Genomic DNA, 14,100 nt, shown 5'->3' on the forward strand with positions numbered 1-14,100 from the left:
CCGAAGGTTTCGTGGACAGTATGCGCCGTCGGGACGGCCCGGTCGGCGGGAATCGCGCGGTCGAGGCGGGTGTACGCCGCCAGCGAAGCGCCGCGCGCGGGGTGGCACTTTGCGTCACACTCGTACCGCACACGTCCGATGAATCTCCGAGGAATCATGCAGAACCTCCCCGACGACGCGCTGCGCGTCGAATCCTCAGCGCGCTACCGGATGTCGAACACCTCGGCGTTCTGGCTGCTGGCCGTCGCGCTGGGGCTGCTGCTGTTCGCGTCCGCGGCCCCCTCGCCGATGTATCCGGTGTACCAGCAGATGTGGCACTATTCGTCGCTGGTCTCGACCGCGGTGTACGCGGCGAATGCGATTGCGCTGCTGGTCACGCTGTTGTTCGCGGGCTCGCTGTCCGATCACATCGGGCGGCGGCCGGTGCTGGTGGCCGCCGTACTGGTCGAGTTGGCGGGCACGCTGGCCTTTGCCGAAGCCCGGTCGGTGGCTTGGCTTTTCACCGCGCGCATCGTGCAGGGCATTGCCACCGGGCTGGCCACCGGCGCGATCACCGCGACCCTCATCGACCTGCAGCCCGCCGAATCGCGGCTGGGCGCGCTGATGACGAATGTGGCCGCCGGTGGCGGGCTCGCGGTGGGTGCCATCAGTTCCGGGCTGCTGGTGGCCTACGCGCCCGCGCCGACGCGGCTGGTGTATTGGCTGCTGGCGGCGGCGTTCACGATCATTGTGATTGGCGTGCTGGTGATTCCGGAGACGGTGCGGCCGGACGGGCAGGGGTTGGCGTCGCTCAAACCCAAAGTGTCGGTGCCGCAACCGGTCCGGGCGGCGTTCTTTACGCTGGTCCCGTCGATCGCGGCGACCTGGGCGCTGGGCGGGCTGTATCTCGCGCTAGGCGGTGCGCTGATGAAGGGGCAGTTCCACGTGTCCACGCCGCTGGCGGGTGGGCTGGTGGTGGTCGCCCTGCAGGGCACCTCGGCGGTGACCGCGCTACTGGCCCGCGATTGGACCATCGATCAAGCGCTGCTGCGCGGTCCGATCCTGCTCATGACCGGTGTCGCGGTGGCGCTGCTCGGGGCGGCGACGCATTCGGTGTGGCTGTTCTTCGCGGCCAGCATTGTCGCGGGGATCGGGTTCGGGCCGTCGTTCTCGGGTGCGCTGCGCATGCTGACCGGTCTGTCGCCCGCGGAGAATCGGGCCGAGGTGGTGACCGCGATCTATGTCGTGTCCTACCTCTCGCTCAGCGTTCCCGCGGTGATCGCGGGCCTGTGCGTGCTGCGGTTCGGCCTGGCCGCGACCACCTACGGCTATGGCTTCACCGTCATCGTCCTGGAGGCCATCGCCATGGTCGGTTCGCTGCGCCATCGCAGCCCGCACACCGCGCTCGCCGGGCACCTGTGCCCCGCGCCCTGTCCCGGGTCGGTCGCGCCCATGCCGCGGGTGGTCTCGGCGCACCCCTGACCTGCGCACCCTCGCATCGGCTTGTTAACGTGCGTACGGTGAGTTCCCCTTCGGATTCGTTCTCCGCCACCCGTGACCGCAGCGACGAACTGGCCGCGGAGGTGAGTGCGCATCCCGAGCGATTCCGGGTCCTCACCGGCGAACGGCCCACGGGCAGACTGCATCTGGGCCACTACTTCGGCACCATTCGCGAACGGGTGCGGCTGCAGGGCCTGGGCGTGGACCTGTGGGTGATCCTGGCCGACTACCAGGTCATCACCGACCGCGACACCCTCGGGCAGGTGCGCGACAACGTCTACAGCGCGGTGCTGGACTACGCCGCCGCGGGCATCGACCTGAGCAGAGCGACCATCTTCACCCACTCCGCGGTGCCCGCCCTCAACCAGCTCATGCTGCCGTTCCTGAGCCTGGTCACCGAGGCCGAGCTGCACCGCAACCCGACAGTCAAGGCCGAATTGGCCGCCTCCGAACGCGCCCTGTCCGGCCTGATGCTGACCTATCCGGTGCATCAGGCCGCCGACATTCTGTTCTGCAAGGGCAATCTGGTCCCGGTCGGCAAGGACCAGCTGCCCCACCTCGAACTCACCCGCGTGATCGCGCGCCGCTTCAACGAGCGCTACGGCCGGGTCTTCCCCGAACCGCAGGCGCTGCTGACCTCGACCCCGGAGATCCCGGGCCTCGACGGTCGCAAGATGTCCAAGAGCTACGGCAATGCCATCTCACTGTCGATGACCGCCGACGAGACCGCCGCGCTCATCAAGCGCACCCCCACCGACTCCGACCGGAACATCACCTTCGATCCGGACAACCGCCCGGGCGTCTCCGCGCTGCTCACCACCGCCGCCCTGTGTCTCGGCAGTGACGAGCACACCCTGGCCGACAAGCTGGGCGACGGCGGCGGCGCGGCCTTGAAGAAACTCGCCACCGACGCGGTCAACGACTTCTTCGCACCGCATCGTGCCCGCCGCGCCGAACTGGCCGCCGACCCCGACTACGCGAGTGCCATTGTGCGAGAGGGCAACCGGCGGGCCAACGAGTTCGCCGAACGGACTCTCGACGAGGTCCGCTCGGCGATGGGCACGGTGTACTAAATAGGCACGGTGTACTAGTCCTCGAGGGCCGCGTAGACGGTGGTGAGGAAGTCGTCGCCGAGGGGGCTGCGCCATTCGGCGGCGATGATGATATTGGCCGATTGCACGAGCAGCAGGGCCACCAGGTCCTTGTCGGGATCGGCGTACCAGTCCGTGCCCAGGCCGCCGGGCCAGGAGAGGGTGCCGACACTGGGCACACCGGTGCCCGGCGCGGTCTGGATCTTCACGCCGTAGCCGAAACCCTGGTCGGCCCAGATGGTTTGACCCAGGGGCGGATTGAACGGCGGGGCGGCGTGCTGCTCCGGGGTGAGGTAGTCGGTGCCGAGCGCCGCGACCAGCTCGGCCGACAGGACGCGGACGCCGTCGAGTTCACCGCCGTTCAGGAGCATGCGGGCGAAGCGGGCGTAGTCGTCGGCGGTGGAGACCAATCCGGCACCGCCGGAAGGGAACAGCGGCTGCCGCCCCCAACCGGTGGTGGCGGGCCGATCGAGTTCGGTGAAATCGGGGCCGTAGAGGACGCTGAGCCGGTCCCGCTTCGATTCGGGGACAACGAATCCGGTGTCGGTCATGCCCAGCGGGGTCAGAACCCGTTCCCGGAGAGCGGTTTCCAGCGGCTGGCCGGTCACACGGCTGATCAGGATGCCGAGGATGTCGGAGGCGGTGTGGTAGCGCCACAGGGTGCCGGGCTGGGCGATGAGCGGCAGCTCGCCCACCCTGCGCAGCCACTCGTCGGGGGTGAGCTGTTCGGTGTTCGCGACGCCGATGGCGCTGGCGATGGGATCGGCGGTGAGAGCGAACAATTGGGGTGCGAGGCTGGAGCGGCCCCAGCCCAGGCCGAGGCGGTAGGTGAGCAGATCCTCGAGGGTGATCGGGCGTTCCGCGGGCACCACGTCGTCGGGCGACCCGTCGATGTCGCGCAGGACCTTGCGATCGGCCAGCTCCGGCAACCACCTGTCGATGGGGTCGTGCAGGCCGATCAGCCCCTCGTCCACCAGGGTCAGGGCGGCCACCGCGGTAATGGGCTTGGTCATGGAGGCGATCCGGAACAGCGTGTCGCGCTGCATGGGCAGTTGCGCCGCGCGGTCCCGCCAGCCGACCGCGTCCGCATGGGCCAACTCGCCGTGACGGTAGAGCAGGGCCACCGCGCCCGCTACCTCCCCGCGTTCGACATACCCCGCGAGGACCTCACTGACCTTCGCCAACCCCTCGGCTGAAAAACCGCTCATCACAACCACTCCGTCCACATCGGCTGACCGACATCAACCGAGGACGGCCCCCGATATTCCCGTCGGGTCGGAGCATTCGCGGAAGGCAAACACCATTCCCGGAGGGCCGCAACCATTCCGGAAGGCCGAAGCCATTCCGGAGGGCTGGAGCCTATTCCCCAAGGGCCGACGCCTTTTTGGGGGGAGCTAGGGCGCGGCGGAGCAGAAGGGCTGACAGGTCGAGGGCGGGGCGGGGGCGGTTTGGGCGGGCTCGTGGAATTTCGCGTGCACGACCAGCAGTGCGAGGCTCACCGCGAGCATGAGGACGAAGGCGGCGGCGAGCCACGCCACGGCCCAGTTCTGGCGGCGCACGGTCACCAGGATGGTGCCGTCCTCACCGACCAGCACGGTGCCCAGCGGCGGGCCGGACAGGGGCCCGAAGAACGAACTGTTCCAGTCGAATTTGAGCGTGGGAGGCATCGACGAACCCCTCTCTGAGCCGCACCGGTCATGACACTCAGCGGCTCAGAGTACGCCTCGGGCAAACTTATAGCTATAGGCCATTCGGGCAGATTATCGGGCGTTTCTCCCGATATGTCCGAGCTATTCCGTTACCGGGCACCGACATACGAGGCCAGGTGCTCACCGGTGAGGGTCGAGCGGGCCGCGACCAGGTCGGCGGGGGTGCCCTCGAAGACGATGCGGCCGCCATCGTGACCGGCCCCGGGGCCCAGATCGATGATCCAGTCCGCGTGCGCCATGACGGCCTGGTGATGCTCGATGACAATGACCGATTTGCCGGAATCCACCAGGCGGTCCAGCAATCCGAGCAGATTCTCCACATCGGCCAGGTGCAGACCGGTGGTGGGCTCGTCGAGGACGTAGATCCCGCCCTTCTCCCCCATGTGGGTGGCCAGCTTCAGCCGCTGCCGCTCACCGCCGGACAGGGTGGTCAGCGGCTGCCCGAGGCTCAGATAGCCCAGTCCCACCTCCGAGAGGTGCTGCACGATCTTGTGCGCGGCAGGGATTTTCGATTCGCCGGTGTCGAAGTAGTCCAGGGCCTCGCTGACCGGCATGGCCAGCACCTCGCTGATATCGCGTCCGCCCAGCTTGTATTCGAGCACCGCGGCCTGAAAACGCTTGCCCTCGCACTCCTCACAGACGGTGGCGACCCCGGCCATCATGGCCAGGTCGGTGTAGATGACGCCCGCGCCATTGCAGGTCGGGCACGCGCCCTCCGAATTCGCGCTGAACAGTGCGGGTTTCACGCCATTGGCCTTGGCGAAGGCCTTGCGCACGGGCTCGAGCAGTCCGGTGTAGGTGGCCGGATTGCTGCGCCGCGAACCGCGAATCGCGCCCTGGTCGATGGAGATCACGCCCTCCCCCGCCGGAATCGACCCGTGGACAAGGGAACTCTTGCCCGACCCGGCGACACCGGTGATGACGGTCAGCACCCCGAGCGGGATATCGACGTCCACCTTCTGCAGGTTGTTGGCCGAGGCACCGCGAATCTTCAACGCGCCGTTGGACTTCCGCACCGACTTTTTCAGCGCCGCGCGATCGTCGAAGTGGCGGCCGGTGATGGTGCCGCTCTTGCGCAGCCCTTCGACGCTGCCCTCGAAACACACCGTGCCGCCGCCGGATCCGGCACCGGGGCCGATATCGACGACGTGGTCGGCGATGGCGATGGTCTCGGGCTTGTGCTCGACCACCAGCACCGTATTGCCCTTGTCCCGCAACCGCAGCAGCAGATCGTTCATGCGCGCGATATCGTGCGGGTGCAGCCCCACGGTCGGCTCGTCGAACACGTAGGTCACATCGGTGAGCGCCGAGCCGAGATGCCGAATCATCTTGACGCGCTGGGCCTCTCCGCCCGACAGCGTGCTGGACGCCCGATCCAGGCTCAGATACCCCAGCCCGATCTCCACGAACGAATCCAGTACGCCCTGTAGCGATTCCAGCAGCGACGCGACCGACGGCTCCTTCAGCGCGCGCACCCACTCGGCCAGATCGCTGATCTGCATGGCGCACACGTCGGCGATGCTGAGCTTCTTGATCTTCGAGGAGCGCGCCAGCTCACTGAGCCGCGTCCCGCCGCATTCGGGGCAGACCTGGAAGGTCACCGCGCGCTCGACGAACGCCCGCACATGCGGCTGCATCGAGTCGATGTCCTTGGACAGCATGGATTTGCGGATCTTGGGGATGAGCCCCTCGTAGGTCAGGTTGATGCCCTCGACCTTGATCTTGGTCGGCTCCTTGTAGAGCAGATCGTTGAGCTCGCGCTTGTTGTACTTCTTGATCGGCTTGTCCGGATCGAAGAAGCCGCTGCCGATGAAGATCCGCCCGAACCAGCCGTCCATGCTGTAGCCGGGAATCGTGAACGGCCCCTCGTTGAGCGACTTGCTGTCGTCGTAGAGCTGGGCCAGATCGATGTCGTTGACCGCGCCGCGCCCTTCACACCGCGCGCACATACCGCCGGTAATGCTGAAGCTGCGCCGCTCCTTGACCTGCTTGCCGCCCTTCTCCACGGTCACCGCGCCCGCGCCGCTGATCGAGGCCACATTGAACGAGAACGCCTGCGGCGACCCGATGTGCGGCTTGCCCAGGCGGCTGAACAGAATCCGCAGCATGGCATTGGCGTCGGTGGCGGTGCCGACCGTCGAGCGTGGATCACCGCCCATGCGCTGCTGATCCACGCTGATCGCGGTGGTCAGGCCCTCGAGGACATCGACCTCGGGCCGCGCCAGATTCGGCATGAATCCCTGCACGAACGCGCTGTAGGTCTCGTTGATCAGCCGCTGGGATTCCGCGGCGATGGTGTCGAACACCAGCGAGCTCTTGCCCGACCCGGACACGCCCGTGAAGACCGTGAGCCGCCGCTTGGGCAGCTCGACCGAGACGTCCTTGAGGTTGTTGACCCGCGCCCCGACCACGCGAATCAGGTCGTGGCTGTCGGCGGCGGGCAGGGCGGTCGGCGTGGACTTCGGCTTGGCCATGCGGGTCTCCATCTGTGCGGGCGGTCCGGATTTGTGCGGGCGGTCCGGTCGGGGCGGCTCGAGGCCGGATCAGGCGATCTGCTGGATGCGGACGAGGTTGCCCGCGGGGTCGCGCAGCGCGAAGTCGCGCACGCCGTAGGGCTGGTCGGTCGGTTCCTGCACGACCTCGACAATGTCATTGCCCTGCAACTTCTCGAAGGTGGCGTCGACATCCTTGGTGGCGAGCAGGATCGCGCCGTAGGTGCCCTTGGCCATCATTTCGACAATGAGCTTGCGCTCGTCCTCGGTGATGCCGGGATCCACGGCGGGCGGGGTCAGCACGATCGAGGTCCCGGGCTGATCGGCCGGGCCGACGGTCAGCCAGCGCAGCCCGTTGTATCCGACATCCTTGCGAAGTTCGAAGCCGAGCGCGTCGCGGTAGAAGGCCAGGGCGGCCTCGGCGTCATTGTGCGGGAGGAAACTCGCGTTGATGGTGATATCCATGCTGATCAGGCTAGTTGCGCGGAGCTTGCCCGGGCTTCTCGATTCCTGATCGGTCTGGTGACTTGTTTCTCCACGCACGACGGCATGCCCTCGGGCGCGTCGGCCATCTCCTGCTTGTAGGCGCTCGGCGGCATGCCGACCAGTTCGGTGAATCGGGTGCTGAAGGTGCCCAGCGAGGAACAGCCGACCGCGAAACACACCTCGGTGACGCTCAGCTCGCCGATTCGCAGCAGCGCCATGGCCCGCTCGATGCGCCGCGTCATCAGATAGGCGTACACCGATTCCCCGTACGCGGCCTTGAACTGCCTGCTCAAATGCCCCGCCGACAGGTGCGCGTCGCGCGCGAGCGCCTCCACGTCCAGCGGCTGAGCGTACTCCCGATCGATGCGATCGCGTACGCGCCGCAGCCGCTTCAGATCACTGAGGCGCTGTTCCTCGGCGGGTTTGCTGCTCACCCGACGATGGTCGCACGCTGCACCGACACCCCGGTGACGGCGTGCCCGGTGTTTTCGGGCTACCCTGCAAACGTTTTGTCAGGTAACAGTTTTGCCTTGACACAAGACATACGGGGGACCGGTTCGTCCGGAAGACCGACAGACACACCTGATGATGTGGCCGAGCGTGGCCCGAGGACTGGAATCAACTGATCGATGAAGCTCTCTGCACTACGTAACAGGACCGCCCTGCGGACCGCCGCCGTCGCCCTCACCGGCGCCCTGTCCGTGGCCCTGGCCGCGGGCTCCGGCTCGGCGGACCCGGCGGACAAGCCCTCGGCCATCAGCTCGATCCAGAAGGACGGGCGCACCTGGCATCTGAAGGTCTACTCGGCGGCCATGGGCAAGGACATCCCGGTCGACGTCCAGCGTCCGGTCGACGAATCCCAGCCCGCCCCGAACCTGTGGATGCTCAATGGCCTCGACGGCGGCGAGGGCACGGCCAGCTGGAACGCCCAGACCAATGCCCTGGGCTTCCTGGCCGACAAGCAGGTCAATGTGATCCAGCCGATCGGCGGCCGCGGCTCCTACTACACCGACTGGATCAAGGACGACCCGCAGCTCGGGCGCAACAAGTGGACGACGTTCTTCACCGAGGAACTGCCGCCGCTGCTCGACGCCGCGCTGGGCTCGACCGGTCTGAACTCGCTGGCGGGCCTGTCCACCTCCGGCACGTCGGTGCTGCAGCTGGCCGAGGCCAAGCCGGGCCTGTGGAAGTCGGTGGCCGCCTACTCCGGCTGCGCGCAGATCGCCGACCCGATGGGCAAGCAGTTCCTGAAGTTCGCCGTGGAGACCTGGGCGGGCGGCAACACCCAGAACATGTACGGCCCCGACGACAGCCCGCTGTGGGCCGCCAATGACCCGGTCATCAATGCCGAGAAGCTGCGCGGCACCCAGCTCTACATCTCCAGCGGCAGCGGCATCCCGGTGATGAAGGACGTGGAGTACTACACCAAGTCCGCGCCCGGCCCGCAGGGTGACATCAACCTGGCGCTGGGCATGATCATCGAGGGTGGTGTGGACTCGTGCACCCACAACCTCAAGGCCAAGCTGGACTCGATCGATATCCCGGCGACCTACCAGTTCGATCCGGTCGGCACCCACTACTGGCCGTACTGGGAGACCGCCCTGCACAACTCGTGGCCGATGCTGGCCTCGGGCATGGGGATCTCCGCCTGACGGACTGCTGACACGCGACAGCGCCGCATTGCCTTCGGGCGGTGCGGCGCTGTCGTTTTCGCTGCGGCGCTGTCGTTTTCAGTGCGCGGCGCGGTCCGGGATGCTGAACGGGCTGCGGGCGATGCGGCCGCCGAGGCGTTCATTGACCGCGAAGCCGTGGCGGCGACACCACTGGGCCAGGATGGGCACCGCGGAGGCATCGTCGCGGAAGGTCGGGACGAGCTGGCCGACGATGTAGAGGTGGTGGGCGTCCGCGGCGCGGCAGAGGTGTTGCAGCACGGCCGTGCCCAGGCCGGTGCCGCGCAATTCCGGATGCACGGTGATGTTGTCGAGTTTGACGGTGTCGGCGTAGATGTCGAAGACCACCTCGACCAGCGGGTCCGACCGGCGCAGGGCCTCGATGTCGAACGGGACCGGTCGCAGCACGCCGGGCAGATGGTCCGAAAGCCGTTGGCGCGCCGCCTCGTCGGGCGCGATGCGGGTGAGGTCGAGGAGTTCCTCGGTGAGGTCGGCGACCACGGCGCGATCGCCCACGGCGGCCAGCGGGCGGGCCTGTTCGGCGGCTCGGGCGAGGGCGTGCAGGCGGCGGGTCCAGGACGCGTCGGTGCCCGCGTAGCGCGGAATGAGCTCGGCGAGTGTGTCTTCCAAGCACAGGGCGGTGCCGAGACTGCGCAGGTACGCGCCGGAGAGCACACCCCAACGGTGGTCGTCGGCCCCGACACCGTGCACGGCCAGATCGCGCACCAGGGCGTCGCGGCGGGCGGTGGCGCGGGTGACCGGCGAGCGGGGCAGCCGTTGTATCCAGCTCCAGCGCTGCCAGCCGGTCAGATTGGCGCGGATGCGGGTGGTGGCGATGTCGGCGCTCGCGTCGAGATAGTTGCACAGCGCTTGCTGGCGGCGCTGTAGCAACTCACCGGCGCGATCGGGCACCGGCTGATCCGGTGGCGTCTGATCCTCGCTCATAGCGACCTAGGCTAGCGTCCAGTTAACTCCGTGCTGGTCATCGGCGCGCAGAAATTGCGCTACCAGCGGAAGTGGGCACCGGCACCGTCGGGAACGCCACCGGGTCCGGGGCCGAATCCCTGCGGAAAGAAAGTTTGCTGAGGCGGAGCCAGATCCAGATCCACCACTCGATCCAGCAGCCCGCGCTCGTAGCGGGCCGCCTGTTTGCGCGTCCATCCGGTCGAATGGCGCAGCGCGGCACGGGCTTTGCGGCGGCGGTGATAGGTGAGCAACGGGGCCAGCCCGGCCTCGGTGCCGACGGCGCGGGCCTGCGGGCGGGCGATGAGGTCGCGGAACCAGCGGCGCTCGGTGGTCAGCACCCAGGCGTAGGCGATGGCGAAGATGAGCAGATCGATGAGGATCGGCAGGTAGGTCGACAGCAGGGCCGGGCCGGGCGGGCGCGGTGCGTCGAAGAGGAAGTGCATGGTGAAGGCCAGCGCGTAGAAGAGCGCGAAAACGCCGAGCCGCCAACCCCACGACCGGTCGGTCCGGATCAAGAGCACGACGATGCCGACCCCGGCGAGCGCCGACATGGCCCAGTGCGAGGTGAGGGCGGTGATCAGGCGCAGCACCGCCACCAGCAGCACGTCCACCACCGGATCCTGCGGGGAGGAGAGCGCGGTCTGGGTGCTGTAGAGGCAGTCCTCGGCGATCTGCGCGCCCAGGCCGACCGACGCGCCGAGCAGCAGCCCGTGCATGGGCCGGGTGAGCCGGGCCCGGAACAGCAGCGCCACCACCGCGATACCGATGGCCTTGATGTACTCCTCGTCGATGGGTGCGGTGATGGCCGCGCTCCAGCTGATGGCGAACCGGTCGCCGAAGGCGTTGGTGATCGCGCGACTGAGATGGTCGTTGGCCCACATGGCCAGGCCGGTCCACACCGTGGCACCCCAGATCGCGCCCATGACCATCGGCGCGACCAGGTGACGGCGGGCCCGGAAGGGGTCCAGCGCGAACAGGATTCGACCGATGATCAGCAACGTCACTGCGGTGATGGGCAGGGCGGCCAGGGCGGGCACGCCCGCGAACCACACCTGCCCGGCGGCCTGCAGCAGGAACAGCAGGGGCCCGATCATGACGGCCAGGCAGTAGACCCAGAACAGCAGCGAGCGCGGCTGGAACCAACTCATGCCTGCACCGCCTTGCTCGAGTTCAGCACGTCCGCGATCATGCGGAACCCGGCTTCCCGGGTGGGTCCGGTGACCGTGATGGTGACCGCGACGTCGCCGCTGTTGGCCACCGCGCACACCCCGCCCGCGGTGTCGGGCAGCACGCAGGTCAGGCCGTGCCAGTCCCCCGCGTACACCTCTTGCCCGTCGAATCGCACGGTGACACCGGCGGCCTGCAGTGGGAGCAGCATTCGCGGTGCGGCCGTGGCGAAGTCGGTGATGCCGTCCACCACCGACACCGACAGCCGCTGCTCGCCGTTCTCGGATTTCAATACCGCGATGGATTCGTCGCCGGTGGCCAGCCGCCGCATTCGCTCGGGCACCTGGAAGGTCACGGCATTGGCCGGGTCCGGCCCGCCGTGCACGGCCCCGATCCCGGTGGCGGTCAGCGTGATGCTGGTGCCCGCCGCCACCTCGGTCTCCCTGGTCGGCACCGCGGCCGACAGCAGCGGCGGCACGATCAGGGCGACGCTCAGCGCACCCACCGCCGCGATCGCGGGCCCTACCGAATACACAAGGCGCACCATGGTTTCCACCCTCTCGGCTCCCTGACCCAACGTCCGGGGACGCGGCGGCGTTCCGGACGCCCGAATCAGAGCCCGGGCACCGCCCGCCTGACGCTTGCCGCGAGTTAACCACACCGGCCGGGAGGAGGCGGTCCGCAGCGCCGTGGCGGTGCCGGGGTGTGACCGGTGGTTACGAGGTTCTGGCGATGACGGCGTCGGCGATGCTGCGCAGTCCGGCGACCGCGTCGGGTGGGAAGGGGGCGCGGGCCAGGGTGCGCTGGACCTGGAGCCAGCGGTCGCGGATCATGCGTTCGACCTCGGGACGGGCGGTGGCGGAGAGGATTTCGCGGCAGCGCGCCGCGCCGCGGGCGTCGAGGCGGGGGTTGCCGACGAGGGTGTCGAGTTGGGCGCGGTGTTCGGGGTCGGCGTCGCGCAGGGCCAGGGCGAGCAGGACCGTGTGTTTGCCCTCGCGCAGGTCGTCGAGGGTGGATTTGCCGGTGCGGGTGGGGTCGCCGAACACGCCGAGCAGGTCGTCCTGGAGTTGGAAGGCCTCGCCGAGGGGCACGCCGTAGCCGGACAGGGCCGCGAGCACCTCGGGGCCCGCGCCCGCCAGGGCCGCGCCGAGTTGCAGCGGGCGCTGCACGGTGTAGGCGGCGGTCTTGTAGCGGATGATCTCGAGGGCCTGGTCGAGGTCGCGGGTGGGGCGTCCGGTGGTGAGCAGGTCCAGGTACTGGCCGTAGTTCACCTCGGTGCGCATGGCGTCGAGAATCGGTGCGGCGGCGGCGTTCTGGGTCGGGGTCAGGCCCGCGGTGTGCAGCAGTTCCTGGGACCAGACCAGCCCGAAGTCACCGATCAGCAGGGCCGCGTGGGTGCCGAAGCGGGCGGCGGCACAGCGGTCGTGGAGGGTGCGTTTGCGGTCGGCGACCGCGCGGTGCACGGTGGGCCGATCGCGGCGGGTGTCGCTGTCGTCGATGATGTCGTCGTGGATGAGCACCGCGGCGTGGAACAGCTCCACCGCGGCGGCCACCCGCACCACCGGGTCGGGCAGCTCCGCGCCGCCACCGGCGTACCAGCCGAGCACGCAGAACAGCGGGCGAATGCGTTTGCCGCCCGCGAACAGGAACGAGCGCACCGCGTCGACCACGTCGGCGGGCAGTCCGGCCGCGGCGGCGGATTCGGCCTTGTGGCCGAGGAATTCGTAGAGGGCGGCTTCCACTCGCACCCGTATGGCGGTGCGGTCCATCGGTGTCACGTCGATCGTGGGGGTACTCATGGGGTGTCCTCCGATCCGGTGTTCTCTGCGGTGGTCTGCGCCCGCGCCAGTGCGGCGGCCTCCTCCAGCAGCGCCTCGACGATCTGGTGTTCGGCGACGGTGCGCACCACCTGTCCCCGAACGAAGATCTGCCCCTTGCCCTTTCCGGAGGAGACGCCGAGATCGGCTTCGCGGGCCTCGCCGGGCCCGTTCACCACGCAGCCCATGACGGCGACCCGCAGCGGATGCGGGAAGCCCTCGAAGGCGGCCTCGACCCGCTGGGCCAGCCGGTGGATGTCGACCTGCACCCGCCCGCATCCCGGGCAGGAGACGATCTCGAGCTGGCGGGGTCGCAGGCCCAGCGATTGCAGAATGTGGTTGGCCGCCTTGACCTGTTCCACCGGCGGCGCGGAGATGGAGACGCGGATGGTGTCGCCGATGCCCTCGTCGAGCAGGATGCCGAAGGCGACCGCGGATTTGATCGTGCCCTGCACGAGCGGCCCGGCCTCGGTGACCCCGAGGTGGATCGGATAGTCGCAGCGCCGGGCCAGCAGCCGGTTGGCGGCGATCATGGTGCGCGGATCATGGTGTTTCACCGCGATTTTCAGATCGCGGAACCCGTGTTCCTCGAACAGCGCCGCCTCGTGCAACGCCGAGTCGACCAGGGCCGCGGCGGTGGCGGCCCCGTGTTTGCTGAGCATGCGCGGGTCCAGCGAGCCCGCATTGACCCCGACCCGGATCGGAATCCCGGCGGCCGCGGCGGCCTTGGCGATCTCGCCGACGCGGTCGTCGAATTGTTTGATATTGCCGGGGTTCACGCGCACGGCCGCGCATCCGGCGTCGATGGCGGCGAAGACGTAGCGGGGTTGGAAGTGGATGTCGGCGATGATGGGCAGCGGCGATCGGCGCACCAGCGCGGGCAGGGCGGCGGCGTCCTCGGGTGTGGGCACCGCGACGCGCACGATATCGCATCCGGCCGCGGTGACTTCCGCGATCTGGCGCAGGGTGGCGTCGATATCGCGGGTGGGCGTGGTGGTCATGGTCTGTACGGAGATCGGCGCGCCGCCGCCGACGGGTACGCGGCCGATCCGAATGCGGCGGCTGCGGTGGCGAATTCGTGAGGGTGGCTCGATCTCGAGCCGGGTGGTGGTCATGAGTGAACCCCAAACGCATTGACGGGCAAGCATTTTCGACAGGGTCGAGAAAGAGCGAAAAGATCCACGCCGCCCGACGACCGGAGGACCGGTCGCAAGAGGGATCGA

At 68.5% G+C, this 14,100-nt stretch carries 13 protein-coding genes; 3 read left to right on the forward strand and 10 right to left on the reverse strand.

What is annotated here, in order from left to right; genetic code table 11:
- Positions 1-156: 156 nt before the first annotated feature.
- Both VMT40_RS31090 and trpS read left to right on the forward strand, forming a co-directional pair.
- Positions 157-1,461 carry an MFS transporter gene (locus VMT40_RS31090; RefSeq protein ID WP_326362696.1) on the forward strand — a complete coding sequence of 435 codons (1,305 nt, stop codon included), beginning with the start codon at positions 157-159 and terminating at the stop codon, positions 1,459-1,461.
- 38 nt (positions 1,462-1,499) lie between these two features.
- A complete protein-coding gene (gene trpS / locus VMT40_RS31095) occupies positions 1,500-2,552 on the forward strand; it encodes a tryptophan--tRNA ligase (protein ID WP_326362697.1) in 1,053 nt (350 codons plus the stop codon).
- A gap of 14 nt (positions 2,553-2,566) precedes the next feature.
- On the opposite strand, the gene VMT40_RS31100 is transcribed toward trpS, so the two are convergent.
- The 5 genes from VMT40_RS31100 to VMT40_RS31120 form a co-directional block, all read right to left on the reverse strand.
- Complete coding sequence (locus VMT40_RS31100) at positions 2,567-3,778, reverse strand: serine hydrolase domain-containing protein (RefSeq protein ID WP_326362698.1); 1,212 nt, start codon at positions 3,776-3,778, stop codon at positions 2,567-2,569.
- A 186-nt stretch (positions 3,779-3,964) separates the two neighbouring features.
- Positions 3,965-4,237 (reverse strand): hypothetical protein, encoded by a 273-nt coding sequence (locus VMT40_RS31105; RefSeq protein WP_326362699.1) that lies wholly within the window; start codon positions 4,235-4,237, stop codon positions 3,965-3,967.
- A gap of 131 nt (positions 4,238-4,368) precedes the next feature.
- Complete coding sequence (locus VMT40_RS31110) at positions 4,369-6,753, reverse strand: excinuclease ABC subunit UvrA (RefSeq protein WP_326362700.1); 2,385 nt, start codon at positions 6,751-6,753, stop codon at positions 4,369-4,371.
- A 69-nt stretch (positions 6,754-6,822) separates the two neighbouring features.
- Complete coding sequence (locus tag VMT40_RS31115) at positions 6,823-7,236, reverse strand: VOC family protein (RefSeq protein ID WP_326362701.1); 414 nt, start codon at positions 7,234-7,236, stop codon at positions 6,823-6,825.
- 5 nt (positions 7,237-7,241) lie between these two features.
- Positions 7,242-7,691, reverse strand: a complete 450-nt coding sequence (locus VMT40_RS31120; protein WP_326362702.1) for a helix-turn-helix transcriptional regulator — start codon at positions 7,689-7,691, stop codon at positions 7,242-7,244.
- Positions 7,692-7,886: 195 nt separating this feature from the next.
- Between VMT40_RS31120 and VMT40_RS31125 the strand changes: the two genes are divergently transcribed.
- Complete coding sequence (locus VMT40_RS31125; protein WP_326362703.1) at positions 7,887-8,909, forward strand: alpha/beta hydrolase; 1,023 nt, start codon at positions 7,887-7,889, stop codon at positions 8,907-8,909.
- A gap of 78 nt (positions 8,910-8,987) precedes the next feature.
- Here the strand turns inward: VMT40_RS31125 and VMT40_RS31130 are convergent, their stop codons facing one another.
- The 5 genes from VMT40_RS31130 to ispG form a co-directional block, all read right to left on the reverse strand.
- A complete protein-coding gene (locus VMT40_RS31130; protein WP_326362704.1) occupies positions 8,988-9,872 on the reverse strand; it encodes a GNAT family N-acetyltransferase in 885 nt (294 codons plus the stop codon).
- Between the two features lie 59 nt (positions 9,873-9,931).
- Positions 9,932-11,041, reverse strand: a complete 1,110-nt coding sequence (locus tag VMT40_RS31135) for a PrsW family glutamic-type intramembrane protease (RefSeq protein ID WP_326362705.1) — start codon at positions 11,039-11,041, stop codon at positions 9,932-9,934.
- Positions 11,038-11,607: a hypothetical protein gene (locus VMT40_RS31140; protein WP_326362706.1), complete on the reverse strand. Its 570-nt coding sequence runs from the start codon at positions 11,605-11,607 to the stop codon at positions 11,038-11,040. Before VMT40_RS31140 ends, VMT40_RS31135 begins: the two co-directional genes overlap by 4 nt.
- A 169-nt stretch (positions 11,608-11,776) precedes the next feature.
- Positions 11,777-12,859 carry a polyprenyl synthetase family protein gene (locus tag VMT40_RS31145; protein WP_326362708.1) on the reverse strand — a complete coding sequence of 361 codons (1,083 nt, stop codon included), beginning with the start codon at positions 12,857-12,859 and terminating at the stop codon, positions 11,777-11,779.
- Positions 12,856-13,992 carry a flavodoxin-dependent (E)-4-hydroxy-3-methylbut-2-enyl-diphosphate synthase gene (ispG, locus tag VMT40_RS31150; protein ID WP_326362709.1) on the reverse strand — a complete coding sequence of 379 codons (1,137 nt, stop codon included), beginning with the start codon at positions 13,990-13,992 and terminating at the stop codon, positions 12,856-12,858. Before ispG ends, VMT40_RS31145 begins: the two co-directional genes overlap by 4 nt.
- Between the last annotated feature and the right edge of the window lie 108 nt (positions 13,993-14,100).

The organism is Nocardia sp. CDC160, from assembly GCF_035818795.1.
Classification (GTDB): domain Bacteria; phylum Actinomycetota; class Actinomycetes; order Mycobacteriales; family Mycobacteriaceae; genus Nocardia.

Coding starts and splice junctions, on each gene's coding strand:
- VMT40_RS31090 (WP_326362696.1), top strand. CDS start 157: ATGCAGAACCTCCCCGACGACGCGCTGCGCGTCGAATCCTCAGCGCGC.
- VMT40_RS31100 (WP_326362698.1), bottom strand. CDS start 3,778: ATGAGCGGTTTTTCAGCCGAGGGGTTGGCGAAGGTCAGTGAGGTCCTC.
- VMT40_RS31105 (WP_326362699.1), bottom strand. CDS start 4,237: ATGCCTCCCACGCTCAAATTCGACTGGAACAGTTCGTTCTTCGGGCCC.
- VMT40_RS31110 (WP_326362700.1), bottom strand. CDS start 6,753: ATGGCCAAGCCGAAGTCCACGCCGACCGCCCTGCCCGCCGCCGACAGC.
- VMT40_RS31115 (WP_326362701.1), bottom strand. CDS start 7,236: ATGGATATCACCATCAACGCGAGTTTCCTCCCGCACAATGACGCCGAG.
- VMT40_RS31125 (WP_326362703.1), top strand. CDS start 7,887: ATGAAGCTCTCTGCACTACGTAACAGGACCGCCCTGCGGACCGCCGCC.
- VMT40_RS31130 (WP_326362704.1), bottom strand. CDS start 9,872: ATGAGCGAGGATCAGACGCCACCGGATCAGCCGGTGCCCGATCGCGCC.
- VMT40_RS31135 (WP_326362705.1), bottom strand. CDS start 11,041: ATGAGTTGGTTCCAGCCGCGCTCGCTGCTGTTCTGGGTCTACTGCCTG.
- VMT40_RS31140 (WP_326362706.1), bottom strand. CDS start 11,607: ATGGTGCGCCTTGTGTATTCGGTAGGGCCCGCGATCGCGGCGGTGGGT.
- VMT40_RS31145 (WP_326362708.1), bottom strand. CDS start 12,859: ATGAGTACCCCCACGATCGACGTGACACCGATGGACCGCACCGCCATA.
- ispG (WP_326362709.1), bottom strand. CDS start 13,992: ATGACCACCACCCGGCTCGAGATCGAGCCACCCTCACGAATTCGCCAC.